The sequence below is a fragment of the Streptomyces adelaidensis genome, from assembly GCF_016598475.1.
Classification (GTDB): domain Bacteria; phylum Actinomycetota; class Actinomycetes; order Streptomycetales; family Streptomycetaceae; genus Streptomyces; species Streptomyces adelaidensis.
Window position 1 is genome coordinate 1 of the sequence record NZ_JAEMUX010000049.1, and the last position, 17,680, is coordinate 17,680.

A 17,680-nucleotide genomic window follows, 5' to 3' on the forward strand; every position below is an offset into this window, starting at 1 on the left:
GCCCCTCAGCGCCCGAATACAAGCGAGGCTCATGGGAGGGGAGTTGCTCCTGCACCGGTCTCGCCCCCGAGAGGACGGCCATGGAGACCGGTGAGAGCCACCCGGGGAACGGGCTGCGCGACCCACCCGGGAGACACTCGTGGGCACGCTCGCAAACCGGCCGTGGCGCCCGCCCGGACCCGAACGCGGGCCCGCCGGGACGCGGGCCCGCCGGGAAACCAGCCGTGCGGCCCCCGCGCGGAATCCGAACGCGGGTGGCAACCGGCGCGAACACCTCGCGACTATGCGGGCACGACGTCAACGTCCGCCCCCGCTACGGCTTCCCCCCTTGTGGTTGACCGAACGCGGCGGCCGGCTTCGGACGCGCGAGATCGAGGACCGGTTCGCTCTCCACCGCGAGGAACTGGGGCTCCCGGAGCTGGGCCGCCGTGGCCGTCAGGACCGCATACGCAGCCGGGGTGGCTCGCCGACTGGAGCTTCTGACCGCCCGCCTGCGAAGGCGGCTCGCGTTTGACGCCGCCGCACGCCAAGAGCTCGGTTCCCGGTGGCGTTGAGGTGCGGCGTGAAGTGCCGCGACCGGTCCGCCGCTCACGGCCCCCAGGGCTCGAAGTGGGCGTATGAGAGGGAGTACTCACGGGCGGCGCACACGCCTCGGCGCGCACCCGCACGCCTCTCGGAGGTGACTCCGCCGCCCGAACGAGGGCGAGCCTCCGCACACATGATGTGCGGAGGCTCGCCTGCTGTCGGCCGCAGCTGAGTCGGAACCGGCGCCGGGGGAAGTGCGCCGGCTCCCGGTCGGTCTAGAAGACGCTGACGCCGTACGCGCTCAGGGCCTCGGTGACCGGCTGGAAGAAGGTCGTGCCGCCGGAGGTGCAGTTGCCACTGCCGCCGGAGGTGAGACCGTACGCCACACCGTTGCTGCCGTAGAGCGGGCCGCCGGAGTCGCCGGGCTCGGCACAGACCGTGGTCTGGATCATGCCGTAGACAACGTCGCCGCCACCGTAGTTGACGGTCGCGTTGAGGGCGGTCACGCGTCCCGTGCGGGTACCGGTGGTGGAGCCGGTACGGATGACGTTGGTGCCCACGCTCGGGGTGGCCGCGCTGGTGATGTCCACGCTGCCCGCGGTGCCGTCCTTGGCGATGGACGTGTTGCTGTAGCGCACGATGCCGTAGTCGTTGGTCGGGAAGCTCGACCCGGTGGTCGGGCCGAGGACCGTGGTACGACCGGAGTTGGAGTACCAGGTGCCCGCGCCGTCGGTGCAGTGACCGGCGGTCAGGAAGTAGTTGGTGCTCCCGCTGCGGACGTTGAAGCCGAGGGAGCAGCGCCAGCTACTCGCATAGACCGCGTCGCCGCCCTTGATCAGCTTGTTGAACCTGCCCGGCGTCCGCTTGATCGTCAGGGCGTCGGCGTTCTCGCCCGCCACCTTCGCGATCTTCGCGAGCTCCGCCTTGGAGACGGTGCTGTCGGCGGTGACGACGACCTTGTCCGTCGCCGGGTCGATCACCCAGGAGGTGCCCGGGATATCGGCCTGGAGCACCGATGAGCTGGCGCTCTTCAGCTCGGCGGCACTGAAGGTCTGGGTGCCTGCCGCGCTGGCGGTGGGGACTGTGATGGCGGCTGCGGCCACGAGTCCGGTGGTCACGGCGATCAGCCGGGTCCGTCTCGTTATGCCACTGCGGGGGGTGGTGCGCGTGATCCTCACTGTTCGTTCCCTCCAAAGGGAAGTCGGGGGCCCGCGTGGGGGTCGGGGCCCGTGAGGCGTCAGATCAGGGACATCGGTCCGGATTCCGGACACGCCGTGTCCCTGACAAGGCGCTGGGGGGAAGTATTCGGCCGCGCGACCGACCCACGCAAGAGGGCCTTTCGGCCTCTCGGAATGCAACCGGCGCTCCCTCCCCGGCGGTTGACCCCACCAGGGGGTATGTGCGGGTTCTGTGCGAATCCTGAGCGCCCCTCGCGACGGCCGTCGAACGGACCGTCACAGCAGGCCGCGCGACCCGCCGACGACCACCACCGCGCTCACCCGCACCGCCGGGCCTCGCCCGCCGCACCCGGCCGAACCCCTTCGCCACCCGCCCGCGCCTGGCCGGAAGTCATCCTGCCGATCCGCCACGATCCCTTCTCCCGCCGCTCCTTCCTCCCCTTCCTCCCCTTCCTTCGCCCCTTCGCCCCTTCGCACCCGCACCCGCACCCGCACCCGCACCCGCACGGTCACGGTCACGTCGCTCCCCCGGTCGCGGCACGGCAAGCCGCACCCGTCGCTCCGTCGCTCCGTCGCTCACGCGGCGGCGCGACCCCGCAGGTCTCGCAGGAACACAAGGACCCGGGCGGTCGCGTCGTTCTGGCGGAACGCCGGCCCGCCGGTACGCGGCCGGGTGAACGCACCCGGCGTACGGCTGTCCGTGTAGGGCCCGAGCGCGAACCACCGGGGGTGCGGCCGGCCGGACCCGTCCAGCACCCGCCCGTCCGCCGGGTCGACGGCGACCAGTCCTTCCGGTGTCTCGACGTCACCCCCGTCGTCGTACAGCTCGCGCAGCAACATGTCGCGGACCCGCGCGACCGTCGGCTCCGGCAACCGCGCCTCCACGAGCGCCCTCGCCTCGACCGAGCCCCCGGGCACGGTGACACTGGACGCCCGGAACACCCCGCCCTCGGCGGCCACGGCCATGTCCGCCCCGAGGAAGTTCAGGACACCGGCCCGTGACAGGGCGAGCATCTGCCGCAGCCGGGGTCCGGGCGGCCCGGAGGCCAGATAGCTGAAGAAGCCGTGCCACCAGGACCCGACATCCCCGAGCCGGATCAACTGCCCAAACACGGACAACAGCCCGAAGAACACCGCCAGGTCGCCACTGAAGGAAGGATCATGACGTCGACTCAGGTCACCCTCGATATGACCGCGCAGCCCTTCCTGGAACTCCTCGTACGAGCCGTACCGCACCCCCTCCAGCGGAGGGTCCAGCGCGGCGAGGTCCAGCCGGTCGGCGGCATCCGGCACGGCGGAGGCGACCAGCACCGCCCGCTCCCCCGCATCCACCACGGCCGCGTACTTCTCCTCGAAGTCCGCCCAGGCCATGGCCGTCCGCTCGGGGTGGGCCGTGAACAGCCGGTGGTAGTGCGCGAACCCCAACTCCCGCTCCACCAGCGGCCACACATCCCGCCGGAAATCCAACCTGTCGGCCCGCGCGAGCAGTTCGTCGGCCTCGGCCGGCCCGAAGAACCTCGGCAGCGGCGGCCGCTCGCCCTCCAGGTCGTACCCGATCTTCGAGTGGTACGGCACCCCGCCGCGAGCCGACGTGCAGCACCGGCTCCCGCCCGGACGGGTGATACGTCAACTCGCCCTCCGCGTCGCCCTCGTACCGTCCGCCGCGCCCCTCCGTGAGCAACACCATGAGGTCGACGAAGGCGAGCCCGAAGCCCCGGACGAGTACCGGTTCGCCGGGCGCGAGCGGGACAGGTCGCTGTCGGCGGTGAAGTCCGGCGGCAGATGGACGAGCCCATGAGTGCGGGCGTAACCGGCCAACTCGCCCTGCTCCTCGTCGGGTTCGGCGTCCAGATGGCCGAGCGCGAGGACGACGAGGTCCGCGAGCAGCGGCCGTGTACGCCCCTCCAGCCATACCTGCTGGCGCCCCTCGCGCGGACCGCCGATCCGCAGCGCGCGACACGGGTGATGGCGGACGGTGACCCCCTCGGGGAGGGCCGCCACGGCATCCTCGTACGCCCAGCGCAGATACTCCCCCTGTATCCGCCGGTCCGAGAAGAGCCGCCCGTCGAGCCCCGCCCACTCGTACAGGGTGGGTCCCTCCCGTACAGGGCCGTCCATCCGTACGGTCTCGTCGGTGAACACGGTGACGTCCTCGGCCCGCGAGTTCATCCACAGCAACCGCGACTGGTCCGCACGCCAGATCCGCCCGGCACCCGGCGGACAGGGATCGACGAGATGGATGTCGAAGCCGGCGCCGGCGATGCCCGAACCGGCATACAGCTCACCGGTCGAGTGTGGTCCTCTTCCTGTTGAGCCGGACCTGATCCACTGCGCGCCCTGATTCCGCGGGGCGCCTTCGTGTTCTTCCCTCGCTTCTTCCCCCCGCCTTCACACGCGCCCCTCCCCTCGCGCGCCACCTCGTCAGCGGTCGCGACTTCAGCGGTCGCCTCGTCAGCAGTCGCATGCCTCACAGCAGTCGCAGTCCCGGCAGCAGCCCTCACGCTTCTTACGGGACCAGGGACCCTCGTACTCCTTGGCACAGCACAGTCGGCAGGTGCAGCACAGCAGCCAGAACATCCCGCACCCCGCCCAGAACCCCCGCCGCTGCGGCGGCTGAGGCGAGGGCACCCCACCGAAACCACCGCCCCCGCCACCATGGGCGCCGCCCCCACCGAACGGGTTCCCACCGCCTCCCGCAAACGGATTCCCGTCGCCGCCCGCGTACGGGTGGCCGCCGCCTCCGTACGGATCACCCTGCTGGGGCGGCCCGCCCGGCTGATGCGCGGAGCACACCGGGACCGTCCCGAACGCGCGGTGCACCGACCTGCGCAACTCGTGCACGAGCAGCAGATGGGCCAGCCCGCCGTCCACGAAGTGGGCCTCGCGCAGGGCGAGCCGGATGCCGTGCAGGGCGTCCTCGGCGAGCCGTCGGGCCTCGGCCGGAGAGGTCCCCGTGGCGGTCAGCGGGTTCCACGCCCCGTGGGCCGCGTCGGCGGCCCGGTCCTCCACCGCGTCCAGCAGATGGGCGAGCCGCCCGAACAGGCGTCCTGCCTCGGCGAGCGGAGCGGCGTTGTCCGGCCGCCCGGCCAGCACCGCGGTGTAGGCGAAGGCCGCCGCGGTCGCCGTCTCGGTCGGTTCCGTGACCGTCAGCAGCGGGGTGCCCGGCCCGGCGAGTGCCTCGATGCCGACCTGCCGGTCCACGGCGTCGACCAGCACCGCCGTATCGAACCCGATGTCCGATCCCGTACGGGCGCCCGCGCGCCCCCAGTTCGTCGCGACCCGGCGCGCCGCGAGCGCCACCGGCTTGCGCCCGAGCAGTCCGTCCCCGTCGGCCATGTGGTCACGCACCTTGGCCGAGGCGAGCACCAGCGAGACGGCGGCGGCGAGCCGCGCGCCCTCGCCCCGCGCGACCGAGGCGGTGCGCATCCCGCGCAGCAGACAGGGTCCGGCGGTGCGCCGCAGATCGGTGGCTTGCCCGGCCTGAGCCTCCGTCAACACTGATACCAGCAAACCGTCATAATTGGTGACGACACGAGCGAACTGCCCGTGGTCTCCGCGCAGTGCGAGACAGAGCCCGCACAGATGCGCCATCCACTGCGTCCGCAGCCCCTCGCCGAGCCGATGGCTGCATGGCCTCACGATTCCGAACACGACACTCCCCCGTGTCTTCCGTGCACTCGTCGTTGTGGCGGCAGCGTAGCCGCCGGAACGTTCACCCGGACGCACCGACACTCACCCAAACGCCGCGAACAATATTATTTCACTCAGCGTCAGCACGTGTGTACAGCAGAGCCCTTGGGGCACATGGACTCTCGACGAATTCGTTCTGCACCAGTACCGTCACGAAACCCCCGTGCGGCGTCTATCCACTTGGCGAGACATCCGCATCATGGACGACGATAGAGATGCGGAAAGCACGAAAGACCGCTGCGAGAGGAGGCGTCCATGGGATCGGTGCGCAAGGCGAGTGCCTGGCTTGGCCTCGTCGACGACAACGATGACGAGCGTTACTACGACGACGACTACGCCGATGAGCGGGAGTCCGGCTCCGGCGAGGCCTGGGTCACCGACCCTCGCGTCAAGGTCGCGTCCGAGTCCGCGCAGGTGCAGGGACGGCGGATCGGCACGGTCACGCCGGACAGCTTCCGTGACGCCCGGCACATCGGTGAGCTTTTCCGGGACGGCGTCCCGGTCATCATGAATCTCACGAACATGGAGGCCTCCGACGCCAAGCGCGTCGTCGACTTCGCGGCCGGTCTGATCTTCGGTCTGCGTGGTTCGATCGAGCGGGTGTCCAACCGGGTGTTCCTGCTGACCCCCGCCGACACGGAGATCGTCAGCGGCGAGGCCGCTGGCCGTCCGGTGGACGGTTTCTTCAACCAGAGCTGAGGCAGGGCCGCTCGCCGGCCCGTCTTCCGGCGCGCGGGTCATGCCCCGTGGCTCACCGGAAGGCGTCGAGTCCGGTGAGCGCCTTGCCCAGCACCAGTTGGTGCATTTCGACGGTTCCCTCGTAGGTGAGCACGGACTCCAGGTTCGTCGCGTGCCGCATCACCGGATATTCGAGTGAGATCCCGTTCGCGCCGAGGATCGTGCGGGCGGTACGGCAGATCTCGATCGCCTCGCGTACGTTGTTCAGCTTGCCGAAACTGATCTGTTCGGGACGGAGCCGTCCCGCGTCCATCCGCCGCCCCAGATGGTGGGCGAGCAGAATCCCCTTGTGCAACTCGACCGCCATGTCGGCGAGTTTGGCCTGGGTGAGCTGGAATCCCCCGATCGGCTTCCCGAACTGCTCGCGCGACTTGGCGTATTCGACCGCCGTCTCGAAACACGCCCGCGCGGCTCCCATCGCGCCCCACACGATTCCGTAGCGGGCGTGGGAGAGACAACTGAGCGGCCCTTTCAGCCCCGTGACCTCCGGCAGTACGGCGTCGGCGGGCAACCGGACGTCGTCCAGGACGAGTTCACTGGTGACGGAGGCGCGCAGGGACCACTTGTGCTTGATCTCCGGCGCGGAGAACCCGGCGGTGTCCGTGGGCACGACGAACCCCCGGATCCCTTCCTCGGTCCGCGCCCACACGACGGCGACGCCGGCGACGGACCCGTTGGTGATCCACATCTTGCGTCCGTTGAGGACCCAGTCGCCGCCGTCCCGCTTGGCGTGCGTCCGCATCGCCGCCGGGTCGGACCCGTGGTCGGGTTCGGTGAGGCCGAAGCACCCGATCACCTCGCCGGAGGCCATCCTCGGCAGCCACGTCTGCTTCTGCTCCTCGCTCCCGAAGCGGTGGACGGCGTACATCGCGAGCGATCCCTGCACCGACACCAGTGACCGGATCCCGGAGTCCGCCGCCTCAAGTTCCAGACAGGCGAGCCCGTACTGCACGGCACTGGCCCCGGCGCACCCGTACCCGTCCAGGGACATCCCCAGCGCGCCGATCGCCCCCAGCTCCCGGGCCAGTTCCCGGATCCCCGGCAGCTCACCCTGCTCGTACCAGTCGGCCACCCGGGGCAGCACCCGGTCCGCCGCCCAGCTCCGCACGGTGTCCCGGACGGCGAGTTCCTCGGGGTCGAGCAGGTCGTCGAGTCCGAGCGGGTCGGCGGGGTCGAAGGGCGGCAACTTCGCGGGCGCGGACATGGGCAACCTCCGGCTCAGTAAAACTAGCACCGCTAGTCACGGTGCAGGGCGACGGTATCGCCATGCCCGGCTGCGGGCAATCACGCCGACGAGGCGGCCGAGCGCGACTCACCCTCCCGGGCGCCCAGCCCGGTGCGCCGGGGCAGCTCAGCGGATCGACTCGGCGCGGACCGGCGCCTTCGTGGCCTCGCGGGGCCCGGGAACATCCGCCGAGCCCGCCGCGGGCGCCCCGCACTCCATCGCCCGGGGCAGCCGCAGCGCCATGACCGCGCCGAGGACGAGCAGTGCCGCGCTCACCAGCAGTGTCACGTGCAAGCCGTGGACGAAGGAGTCACGGGCGGCATGGCGAAGGGCCTCGCCCGAGGGCCCGCCCAGCCGGTCGGCGACCTCGTACGCCTCGCCGAGCGAATGCCCGGCGGAGTTCGACGCCGAGGCCGGCACACCCGGCACGGAGGACAGCCCAGGCGCGTACGCCGCGTTCATGACGCTGCCGAGGAGGGCGATGCCGATGCCCGCGCCCAGCTGATAGGAGGTCTCGCCGATCGCGGCGGCGCCACCCGCGGCGGACGGGGGCGCCTCGCTCAGCATCGACTCGTACGCGCCGAAGAGGGTCGTCTCCAGGCCGAAGCCGAGCAGCACGAACCCGGCGAGCAGCAGGCCGGCGTTGTCGTGGCGGCCCATCGCGGTGAGCAGGACGACGGCGAGGGCGGTGAGGCAGAAGCCGAGGGACACCATGCGTCGGGGCCCGAAGCGGTGCAGCAGGTGGGAGCCGGCGAGGCCGGCCGCCATCGCGGCGATGGTCAGCGGCAGCAGCCGCAGACCCGTCTGGAGCGGGGACAGCCCGAGGACCAGTTGCAGATACTGCGCGGCGATCAGCTCCAGGCCCACCAGCGCGAGCATGGCCAGCACGATGCAGCCGACGGAGGTGCTGAACGCGGGGCGCGCGAACATCCGCAGGTCGACCAGCGGCTGCGCCCGGCGCCGCTGCCGTCGTACGAACGCGATCAGCAGCCCGCCGCCGCCGAGGAGCGCCAGCGCGGTGCCCGGGTCGAACGGCGGGTGGCCGCCACCGAGCCGCTTCACCCCGAGGACCACGCCGAAGAGACCGACGGCGGCCGTCAGGGCTCCGACCACGTCCCAGGGGCCGTCGCGCTCGCCCGTCGACTCGGGCAGCAGCAGCCGGCCGACCGGCAGGCTGACGAGCATCAGCGGGATGTTGATGAGGAAGACCGAACCCCACCAGAAGTGCTCCAGCAGGAACCCGCCGAGCAGCGGCCCGACCGCCGCGCCCACGGCGGCGACGGCGCTCCAGACGCCGATGGCGAGCGCCCGCTCGCGCCGGTCGGGAAAGACCTGGCGCAGGATCGACAGCGTCGCGGGCATGATCATCGCGCCGCCGACGCCGAGCAGGGCACGGGCCGCGATCAGGACCTGAGGGGTCTCGGCGAAGGCCGCGAGTCCGGAGGCGACGCCGAAGAGGGCGTAACCGAGGAGGAGGATCCGTCTGCGGCCGACCCGGTCGCCGAGCGTGCCGAAGAGGATCAGCAGCGAGGCGCAGACGAGCGGGTAGACGTCGACGATCCACAGGAGCTCCATGGCGCCGGGCTTGATGTCCTCGGTGACGGCGGGCACCGCCACATGGAGCACGGTGGCGTCGACGGCGACGAGGAGCAGGCTGACGCAGAGCACGACGAGGACGACCCAGCGGTTCGCACCGGCCCCGGTCTCCCGACGGCGTCGCGCGGCGGCCGTGGGCGTCCCGGACATGTACCTACCTCCCAGATGCTCTCGCGTTCGGCGGGACCGCAGGGATGGGGACTCCCCAGCGGCTACGGTTCGGGAGGAGTGGTGTCCCGGACCCGCGCAACGAAAGGCGAGCGAGCCGTCAGCGTACGCGAGTCCCGGCAGGTGGAACGTGGCGGGTGTCTCATGGAACCCTCATGCGACGTGTGGCATACGCCACGCCGTAGGCCGTCCACCGGTCCTCCACGGCTCCTTCATCACTCGTCCGTGTTCCGCCCGTCACGGTCCATCACGTGCGGGCGTCCTGGCCGCTTCCTGGCTCCGCCGATAATCGAGCGCGTGACCGATCTCGCTACGCGCCCGGCGCCGCCCCTGCTGCGGCGGGCCGCCCCCGCACTCCTCGGGTACGCCGCCGTGCGCGCTCTGGGGATCGTCGCGCTGACCCTGTGGAGCGCGGCGCGCGACAAGAGCGCCCTCACGCTGCTGTCGGCCCGCTGGGACTCGCTCTGGTACACCCGCGTCGCCGAGCTGGGTTACGGCTACGAGGTGCGCCTGCCGAACGGCGACGTCCATTCGAACCTGGCCTTCTTCCCGCTGCTGCCGTGGCTGGAGCGGGCGGTGTCGGCGGTGACCCCGCTGTCGTACGCGCACGCGGGCCTCGTCGTCGCCACGCTCGCCTCGCTCGCCGCGGCCTGGGGGATCTTCGCGGTCGTCGACCAGGTGTACGGGCGCCGGGTCGGGGTGTGCGCGGTGCTCCTGTGGGCCGTGCTGCCGGTCGGCGTCGTGCAGTCGATGGCGTACACGGAGTCGCTGTTCACCGCGCTGGCCGCCTGGTCGCTGTACGCCGTCCTGACCGGCCGCTGGGTGAGCGCGGGCGCCCTGGCCGCGCTCGCCGGGCTGACCCGCCCGGTGGGGCTCGCCGTGGTCGCGGCGGTGTGGGCGGCGGCGATCGCGTCGTACCTACGAGATCGGAGCACGGGGACATCGGACGGCGCTCCCGTCTGGCCGCGCGCCCTCGGCATGCTGCTCGCGCCCATGGGTGCCGCCGGATACGTCCTGTGGGTCGGCCGGCACACGGGCAGGGGCCCGCTCGGTTATCTCGACGTCCAGGCGGGCTGGCGCAACGGCTTCGACGGGGGTTACGCCTTCGCCCGTTTCGTCGCCGACAAGTTCACGTCGTTCCCGTCGGCCCTGGCGGGGATCGGGCTGATCGTCGGAGTGGCGTTGATCATCTGGCTGTACGTGCTGTGTGTACGACAGGGGCAGCCGCTGTCACTGCTGGTGTACGCGGGGGTCGTCACCGCGCTGGCGCTGTGCGCGTCGAGCTACTTCGGCTCGAAACCACGGCTGCTGATGCCCGCTTTCCCCCTCCTGCTGCCCCTCGCACAGGCCCTGGCACGGGCGCGTACGCCCAGGTCAGCGGCGATCCTCGGGGGCGCCGCGGCGGCGATGGCGGTGTACGGGGCGTTCTGGCTGAATGGCTCCGGCCCTCCGTGACCGGGCGGCGCGGGACGGAGAGCGCCCGGGTAATTCCACGCGAGCATTCGGTGAACGAATTCAAAAGGGTGGTAAAACCGATACCCCCTATTGAGTCATGGAATTAAAGACGGAGCGTCACGGCGATTCGTCCAGCTGAAATAACCATCGATCTGAGAGCAATCCCACATCACGGCGTCATCACAAAGCCGGTGATTCACAGCGCGTCGGAGCTCACTCGCTGTAACGTCGATTGAGTGCGTACCGAACGAAAGCTGACCCGTCTGGACCGGGTCTTCTCCAGGCTGGACCGTGAGCCGGAACGACCGGCCCACATCGATGTGCCGGTGATGACCCGGCACAGGGTGGTGCTGTTCTCCTCCACCCTGGCCTTCTACGGGGCGATCGTGTGGGCCGTGGTGATCACGTCGTGGCTGGTGCGGCTCGACTGGCAGATCATGTTCTTCCGGCCGTACCAGCAGTGGCAGCAGATCCACGCGTTCCTGGACTACTACGTCGTCCTGGGCCAGCGTGGCCCCACCGCCGTGATGGTCGCCGCCTGGCTGGGCTGGCGCTCGTGGCGGCAGCACACCCTGCGGCCGTTGCTCGCGCTCGGCGTCTCGCTGCTGCTGCTGAACATCACGGTCGGCGCCGCCAAGCTCGGCATGGGCCGGCTCGGCCCGCACTACGCGACCGAGATCGGCGCCAACGAGATGTGGCTGGGCGGTGACATATTCCCTTCGGGCCACACCGCGAACGCCGTGGTGACCTGGGGAATCCTGGCCTATCTGGCGTCGACGCCGAGGGCCAGACGCTGGCTGTCCGCGCTGTCCGCCGTGATCTCGCTGGGCGTCGGTCTCACCACGGTCTACCTCGGTACGCACTGGTTGAGCGACGTCGTGCTGGGCTGGGCAGCCGGTCTGCTGATCATGCTGGGACTGCCCTGGTTCGAGCCGCTGATCGCCCGCGCCGAGGCCTGGGTCTTCTCGCTGCGGGACGGCTGGCGCGACCGGCGTACCGCCCCTGTGCCGAGTACGGCGCCCTTGCCCGGTGCAGCGCCGATGCCCGGGACGGCACCCGTGCCCGCTACCGCGTCCGTGCCCGGGACGGCACCCGCGCCGGCGTCCACCGCCGTGGCCGCGGCCTCGCTGCGCAAGCCCGGCGAGGAGTCCCCGGGCGCCCGTGACACGACCATCGCGGCCCGCACCACGCACCCGCCGATCGTGCCGCTGCACCTGGCTCCCGGACCGCATCTGACCAGGTCGGAGCGGGCGTCGGTCACTCCGCTCGGCGCCCGTCGGCCACCCCACGCGGACCGGGTCGCGCACAACGCGAGCTCGGCCCGGCCGCTCGCGGGCGGCTGACACGAGACAGCGGGGCCGGTACGCACACACCTCATGCCCCGCACGGGCGAAGGCCCGGCTCGCGAGAGCCGGGCCTTCGCCCGTCCTGGACCTGACGGCGTGCGGAGTCAGCCCTTCCAGGCGCGCTTCACCCGGCCGTCCTCGACCTCCAGGTTCAGCCGGCCGAAGCGGTACTCCATGGTGATGATCGCGCCCGGCGGCAGCTTTCTGACCGTGGACCAGCCGCGCTCCCGGGCGCGGTGCTCGGCGTTCGGCGCCTCCAGTCCGACGTATGCGTCGGGGTTGTCCCGGGGCTCTTCGGAAGGGGTGGGAATGGGTGCCATGACCGCCACGTTAGGCGGCCGGAGGGCCCGTTGTCCTCCCACAGTCACGCTTCTGTCACAGAACCACGACACGCGATTCGACCGCCCCGACATCCCCTGTCGGCGTAGTGAGCCGTCACACGTACGAGCGGTTCCGTACGCCTTCCGCGCGCTGTCGAACCTAATTCTGGGCCTCTTCGGCACCATCTCGAATAGCCCGTCGGAAAGTATGTCCGGGGCCGTGTGTCCGGTGCGTGTCCGGCCTTTTCCCGCTGATTCCCGAACGGCCCCCGAAAGCCCGTTCCTCATGGGAAATACATGGTTCCCGCACACTTCCCCCCTACGCCCCCTGTCGGAGCGGCGGGGGCACGAGCATCATGGCGTGCTTCACGGGCCCAGGACGCGGCAGCGAAGGGGCGAGCGATGGGGACCGAGACCGTACAGGCACCGGTACGACCCGTGCGGGTCAAGCGGCCGGGGCGGCTGGTGGTCGACTGGCTGACCACCACGGACCACAAGAAGATCGGCCATCTCTACCTGGTCACGTCGTTCCTGTTCTTCCTGGCCGCCGGTCTGATGGCGCTGGTGATGCGCGCCGAGCTGGCCCGGCCGGGTACCCAGATCGTGGACAACGAGCAGTTCAACCAGCTGTTCACGCTGCACGGCACGATCATGCTGCTGCTCTTCGCGACGCCCACCTTCGCCGGGTTCGCCAACGAGATCATGCCGCTGCAGATCGGTGCGCCCGATGTCGCCTTCCCCCGGCTGAACATGCTGTCGTACTGGCTTTTCCTGTTCGGCGGGCTGATCGTGCTGGGCTCGCTGCTGGTGCCGTCGGGGCCCGCGGCCTTCGGCTGGTTCGCCTACGCGCCGCTGAACGGTCTGGAACGGTCACCGGGGATCGGGGCCGACATGTGGATCATGGGGCTCGCGCTGGCCGGCTTCGGCACGATCCTCGGCGCGGTGAACTTCCTGACCACGATCATCGCGATGCGCGCCCCCGGCATGACGATGTTCCGGATGCCGATCTTCACCTGGAACACGCTGTTCACGTCGATCCTGATCCTGATGGCGTTCCCCGTGCTGGCGGCCGCGCTGCTCTGTCTGGAGGCCGACCGGCGGTTCGGCTCGCACGTCTTCGCCGCGGCGAACGGCGGCGCGCTGCTGTGGCAGCACCTCTTCTGGTTCTTCGGACACCCTGAGGTCTACATCATCGCCCTCCCCTTCTTCGGGATCGTCTCGGAGATCATCCCGGTCTTCAGCCGTAAGCCGATCTTCGGCTATCTGACGCTGGTCGCGGCGACGATGGCGATCACCGGGCTGTCGGTGGTGGTGTGGGCGCACCACATGTTCGCGACGGGCGCGGTGCTGCTGCCGTTCTTCTCGTTCATGAGCTTCCTGATCGCCGTCCCGACGGGGGTGAAGTTCTTCAACTGGACGGGGACGATGCTGAGGGGCTCCCTGTCGTTCGAGACGCCGATGCTGTGGGCGACCGGCTTCCTGGTGTCGTTCCTCTTCGGCGGTCTGACGGGGGTGATCCTGGCCTCGCCGCCGATGGACTTCCACGTCACGGACTCGTACTTCGTGGTCGCGCACTTCCACTACGTCGTCTTCGGCACGGTCGTCTTCGCGACCTTCGCGGGGTTCTACTTCTGGTGGCCGAAGTTCACCGGGAAGATGCTCGACGAGCGGCTCGGCAAGATCCAGTTCTGGACGCTCTTCGTCGGCTTCCACACCACGTTCCTGGTGCAGCACTGGCTGGGCGCCGAGGGCATGCCGCGCCGGTACGCGGACTATCTGGCCGCCGACGGCTTCACGGCCCTCAACACGCTCTCGACGATCGGCGCGTTCCTGCTGGGCCTGTCCACACTGCCGTTCCTCTACAACGTCTGGAAGACCTCCCGGTACGGCGTGCGGGTCGACGTCGACGACCCGTGGGGCTACGGCCGGTCACTGGAGTGGGCGACCTCCTGTCCGCCGCCGCGCCACAACTTCGTGACGCTGCCCCGGGTCCGCTCCGAGTCCCCTGCGTTCGACCTGCACCATCCGAAGTTCGCGGCGATCACACCGCCCCAGACCCGGGAGGGGCAGGAGCGGACCCCGCATCCCCGCTTCGGTCAAGAGCGGCCGACAGGCGGTCCCGAAGGGTCCTGATCGTCCCGGTCAGCTCCGCCGGCTCGACGACCTCGAACTCGACGCCCGTCATCATCACGTGAATGGCCATCACGTCCAGGTTCGGGGCCCTGGTACGCAGCAGACAGCTGTGCTCGTCGCAGGCCTCCAGGGTGCCCGCCGAGGGCGAGATCCGCTCGGTGGCCTCCGGCCAGGGGCACGAGCAGCCGTACGACCGCGTGCGAGGCGTACGCGCGCGTCGAGACCCCTTTGGAGACGTACGCGGCGAGGTCCTCGGCCGGTGGCTCGCGGGGCGTGAAGCGCGGGCCGTGCGGCGGCCTGGGCGTGACCCGGTCCACGCGGAAGGTGCGCCAGTCGGCGCGGTCGACGTCCCAGGCGACCAGGTACCAGCGGCGCTCGGTGCACACCAGGCGGTGCGGCTCGACGGTACGGCGGGTGGCGACGCCGATGGGGGTCCACCGGTCGAGGTCGTTCGAGACTGGGGGAGGTCGCGGTACTCGAAGCACAGCCGCTCGGCGTCCCGGCAGGCGTTCGCGAGCTCGGTGAGCACTTCCGGGGCTACGGCGGAGAGCTGCGGTCCGCGCAGCAGGGGCACGGTGAAGGCGTTCAGCGCGCCCACGCGGCGGCGCAGCCGGCCGGGCAGCACCTGTTCGAGCTTGGCGAGGGCGCGTACGGAGGACTCGCCGATGCCCTCGACGCCCTGTCCGGCGGCCGTGCGCAGGCCGACGGCCACCGCGACCTCCCCCATCCTCGAACCTGCTCGGGCGGGAGGGGCCCCACCGTCGTCGTCGAGGAGCAGCGGCGGGAGTTCGGCCCCGGCGCCGAGCTGGTAGCCGCCGCCCGTGCCGGGGCCGGCGTTGACGGGGTAGCCCAAGCTCGCGCAGCCGGTCCACGTCCCGGCGGACCGTGCGCGGGGTGACCCCGAGCCGGTCGGCCGGCGCGGAGCCGGACCATTCGCGGTGGGCCTGCAGAAGCGAGAGCAGCCGCAGCAGCCGTGCCGATGTCTCCGAATAGGGGCGAGTCTGCCGGCGGTCGCGGACAGGGTGTGTCCGCGACCGCCGGTACTCCGTTCGGCTCAGCTCACGGCGCCGACCCTGACCGACAGGTCGTTGTCGGCCGTGTAGAACGGCTCGGCCTCCAGCGGTCCGTGATCCGTCTCGACGCGGGTCCTGGGATAGACGAAGACGGGATGCTTGTCGACGATGTCGTCGAGCAGCCGTGCGATCCGCACGCGCGGGCCGTTCTCCCCCCGCGGCCGCAGCCACAGGTCCCAGGTGCCGGGACGCAGCGCGCCATAGGCCACGGCGCAGCGGAAGCCGCCCTGGCCCGGGGTGAGTTCGGCCCGGACGGCGGGTGCCGACTCCTCGCGGTCGGTGAACTCGGCGTACGCGTCGGGCGTCGGTTCGGTGCCGTACGTCTCGACGGTCACCTCCAGTTCGCCGTCGCCGATGTGGAGTGCGCCCGCCTCGGCGTGCGGGGAGCGCTCCCAGCTGCGGATGGTGAGGTTGCCGTGCTTGGTGCCGTACGGGATGCGGACGGCGATCCGGTCGGCGGTGGGGGCGCGGTCGACGAGGGAGCGCAGGTCGTTGAGGCCCGGAGACAGCCGGCTCGGCTCGCCGCCGGCCACCTGGAGGTAGGCGTCCCAGCGGCCCTCGGGGACGTCCACGCCACTGGGCAGCGCGGCCCGGAGGCGGCCGTCGCCGGCCGGGGTGAGCGGCAGGCTCACCCGCTGATCGCTGTCGCGGAGGAAGAGGACCAGGTGGGCGGGGCCGGGCTCGCCGCGGTCGGCGATGTCGAAGGTCAGGCCGCCCGCCGAGTCGGCGACGCAATCCGTGCGCGGGATGGCCCGGTCCTCCTCGTCGTCGCGGTGCGTGGGCTGCTGCGGAGCCAGCGTCATCATGCGGTGCGCCCCTTCTTGAGAGCGGAACGTCCGGCGTCCCGGACGGCGTACGCGCCGCCGAGCAGCGCGCCCCGGGTGCGGTGCAGGGAGCCGCGCATCCGGCCCACCGACGAGCCGCCGCCACGGGCGACGAGGTCGCCGAAGAGCGTCTCGTAGCGTTCGGCGATGCGGGACGGGTCGAAGCGCTCGGAGTCCGTGAGCGCGGCGTGCGCCATCCGCTGCCGCTTGTCGTCGTCGTTGATGAGTTCGAGGAGACCGTCGGCGATGGCCTTGACGTCGCCGACCTTGACCAGGCGGCCGTCCACGCCGTCCTCGATGATCTCGCCGGGGCCGTGCGGGCAGTCGGTGGAGACCACCGGCAGGCCGCAGCGCATGGCCTCGACGATGGTCATGCCGAAGGACTCCAGGCTGGAGGTGACGGCGGCGATGGAGCCCTTGGCCCACTCGGGCTCGATGGGGTTGGCGGGGCCCATCAGGTAGACGTGGTTGTAGAGGCCCAGTTTGTCGATGAGGGCGCGCAGCTTGTCCTTCTGCTTGCCGCCGCCGTAGATCCGCAGGCGCCAGTCGGGCCGCTCCTCGCGGACCTTGTCGAAGGCATTGACGAGCAGGTCGTAGCGCTTGACGGGGGCGAGCCGTCCGGCGGCGACGACCCACTTGCCGGTGCCGTCGGCGGGGTCGAGGCCCGGCGCGGGCACCGGGTTGGGCACGGCCAGCAGTTGGACCCCCGGCAGCCGCATCTTCGAGCCGTACGCGCGCGCGTCGGCCTCGGTGGTCGTGGTGAGCGCGTCGAGCCGCGGGTAGACGCCGCGCAGGGTGGCGCGCAGGGCCGGGGAGTGACTGTCGAGCGTGAGGTGCTCCTGGCCGACGCGGACCGGACCGCGGCGGGTCTGCCGCGCCATGTGCACGTTCAGCCCCGGCCGGGTGCCCACGAGAACGTCGGCGTCGACGGCGCCGAGGTGCTCGGCCATGCGCCGGTCGGTCAGTGCGCTGTACTGCCCGAAGCGGCCCTCGGCGCGCGGGAAGACCTTCGCCGGGCGCTCCAGATCGGCGTGGCCATTGTCGGCGCCACCCTCCCGGATGTCGACGAGGGCGCGCAGCCGGACCTTCGGGTCCACGTCGAAGACCGGCTCGTCGCGGTGGCGGAAGACGGAGACGATCTCCACGTCGTGCTGCTCGGTCAGGGTGTTCGCCAGGTTGTACGTCGTCCGGATCGTGCCCCCGATTCCGTACGCGTTGTGTATCAGGAAAGAAATGTGCATGCGTCCCCCGAACCCCCGTTTTCCCTGGTCATCCATCAATGGCGGTTCTGGTCAACCGCCACACGGTTAGACCCGGCATCCTGGGGAATGGTTGGACATCCACATCAAGTTGTTCTCCAACGGTTGCGCGATCGGTAGCCGGATGAGGGAACCCGATCGCCCCGAAAC

Annotated in this window: 11 protein-coding genes and 2 pseudogenes; 4 read left to right on the forward strand and 9 right to left on the reverse strand. The window is 70.9% G+C overall.

Annotated elements, in window-relative coordinates; genetic code table 11:
- Nucleotides 1-800: 800 nt before the first annotated feature.
- From I8N67_RS25595 to I8N67_RS25605, 3 genes and pseudogenes are all read right to left on the reverse strand, one after another.
- On the reverse strand, nt 801-1,703 hold the full coding sequence (locus tag I8N67_RS25595) for a S1 family peptidase (protein WP_200305958.1): 903 nt from the start codon (nt 1,701-1,703) through the stop codon (nt 801-803).
- A gap of 576 nt (nt 1,704-2,279) precedes the next feature.
- Nucleotides 2,280-4,028, reverse strand: a pseudogene (locus I8N67_RS25600) (FAD/NAD(P)-binding protein).
- 126 nt (nt 4,029-4,154) lie between these two features.
- Entirely contained in the window at nt 4,155-5,354 is a 1,200-nt protein-coding gene (locus I8N67_RS25605; protein WP_200305960.1) for a DUF5685 family protein, read from the reverse strand.
- A gap of 294 nt (nt 5,355-5,648) precedes the next feature.
- Between I8N67_RS25605 and I8N67_RS25610 the strand changes: the two genes are divergently transcribed.
- The gene (locus tag I8N67_RS25610) at nt 5,649-6,092 is read left to right on the forward strand and encodes a cell division protein SepF (RefSeq protein WP_200305962.1); all 444 of its coding nucleotides are present in this window, start codon (nt 5,649-5,651) and stop codon (nt 6,090-6,092) included.
- A 52-nt stretch (nt 6,093-6,144) separates the two neighbouring features.
- Here I8N67_RS25610 and I8N67_RS25615 read toward each other — a convergent pair whose 3' ends face one another.
- Both I8N67_RS25615 and I8N67_RS25620 read right to left on the reverse strand, forming a co-directional pair.
- Nucleotides 6,145-7,335, reverse strand: a complete 1,191-nt coding sequence (locus tag I8N67_RS25615) for an acyl-CoA dehydrogenase family protein (protein ID WP_200305964.1) — start codon at nt 7,333-7,335, stop codon at nt 6,145-6,147.
- Nucleotides 7,336-7,482: 147 nt separating this feature from the next.
- A complete protein-coding gene (locus tag I8N67_RS25620) occupies nt 7,483-9,102 on the reverse strand; it encodes an MFS transporter (RefSeq protein ID WP_200305966.1) in 1,620 nt (539 codons plus the stop codon).
- Between the two features lie 315 nt (nt 9,103-9,417).
- Here I8N67_RS25620 and I8N67_RS25625 point away from each other — a divergent pair, with 315 nt between their 5' ends.
- Together I8N67_RS25625 and I8N67_RS25630 are read left to right on the forward strand one after the other, a co-directional pair.
- A complete protein-coding gene (locus I8N67_RS25625) occupies nt 9,418-10,575 on the forward strand; it encodes a glycosyltransferase family 39 protein (protein ID WP_200305968.1) in 1,158 nt (385 codons plus the stop codon).
- Between the two features lie 236 nt (nt 10,576-10,811).
- Nucleotides 10,812-11,918, forward strand: coding sequence for a phosphatase PAP2 family protein (locus tag I8N67_RS25630; protein ID WP_200305970.1), 1,107 nt, complete (start codon nt 10,812-10,814; stop codon nt 11,916-11,918).
- Between the two features lie 107 nt (nt 11,919-12,025).
- Here the strand turns inward: I8N67_RS25630 and I8N67_RS25635 are convergent, their stop codons facing one another.
- Nucleotides 12,026-12,241, reverse strand: coding sequence for an I78 family peptidase inhibitor (locus I8N67_RS25635; protein ID WP_200305972.1), 216 nt, complete (start codon nt 12,239-12,241; stop codon nt 12,026-12,028).
- A 402-nt stretch (nt 12,242-12,643) separates the two neighbouring features.
- On the opposite strand from I8N67_RS25635, the gene ctaD reads away from it, so the two are divergent.
- Nucleotides 12,644-14,374 (forward strand): aa3-type cytochrome oxidase subunit I, encoded by a 1,731-nt coding sequence (gene ctaD / locus I8N67_RS25640; RefSeq protein WP_200305974.1) that lies wholly within the window; start codon nt 12,644-12,646, stop codon nt 14,372-14,374.
- Here ctaD and I8N67_RS25645 read toward each other — a convergent pair.
- From I8N67_RS25645 to I8N67_RS25655, 3 genes and pseudogenes are all read right to left on the reverse strand, one after another.
- A pseudogene (locus tag I8N67_RS25645) lies at nt 14,283-15,345 on the reverse strand (helix-turn-helix transcriptional regulator). The gene ctaD and the pseudogene I8N67_RS25645 overlap by 92 nt on opposite strands.
- Before the next feature lie 83 nt (nt 15,346-15,428).
- Entirely contained in the window at nt 15,429-16,250 is an 822-nt protein-coding gene (locus I8N67_RS25650; RefSeq protein WP_200306077.1) for a hypothetical protein, read from the reverse strand.
- On the reverse strand, nt 16,250-17,512 hold the full coding sequence (locus I8N67_RS25655; RefSeq protein WP_200305976.1) for a glycosyltransferase family 4 protein: 1,263 nt from the start codon (nt 17,510-17,512) through the stop codon (nt 16,250-16,252). The genes I8N67_RS25650 and I8N67_RS25655 overlap by 1 nt, the downstream gene beginning before the upstream one ends.
- Nucleotides 17,513-17,680: the final 168 nt, after the last annotated feature.

Coding starts and splice junctions, on each gene's coding strand:
- I8N67_RS25620 (WP_200305966.1), bottom strand. CDS start 9,102: ATGTCCGGGACGCCCACGGCCGCCGCGCGACGCCGTCGGGAGACCGGG.
- I8N67_RS25615 (WP_200305964.1), bottom strand. CDS start 7,335: ATGTCCGCGCCCGCGAAGTTGCCGCCCTTCGACCCCGCCGACCCGCTC.
- I8N67_RS25635 (WP_200305972.1), bottom strand. CDS start 12,241: ATGGCACCCATTCCCACCCCTTCCGAAGAGCCCCGGGACAACCCCGAC.
- I8N67_RS25650 (WP_200306077.1), bottom strand. CDS start 16,250: ATGACGCTGGCTCCGCAGCAGCCCACGCACCGCGACGACGAGGAGGAC.
- I8N67_RS25655 (WP_200305976.1), bottom strand. CDS start 17,512: ATGCACATTTCTTTCCTGATACACAACGCGTACGGAATCGGGGGCACG.
- I8N67_RS25610 (WP_200305962.1), top strand. CDS start 5,649: ATGGGATCGGTGCGCAAGGCGAGTGCCTGGCTTGGCCTCGTCGACGAC.
- ctaD (WP_200305974.1), top strand. CDS start 12,644: ATGGGGACCGAGACCGTACAGGCACCGGTACGACCCGTGCGGGTCAAG.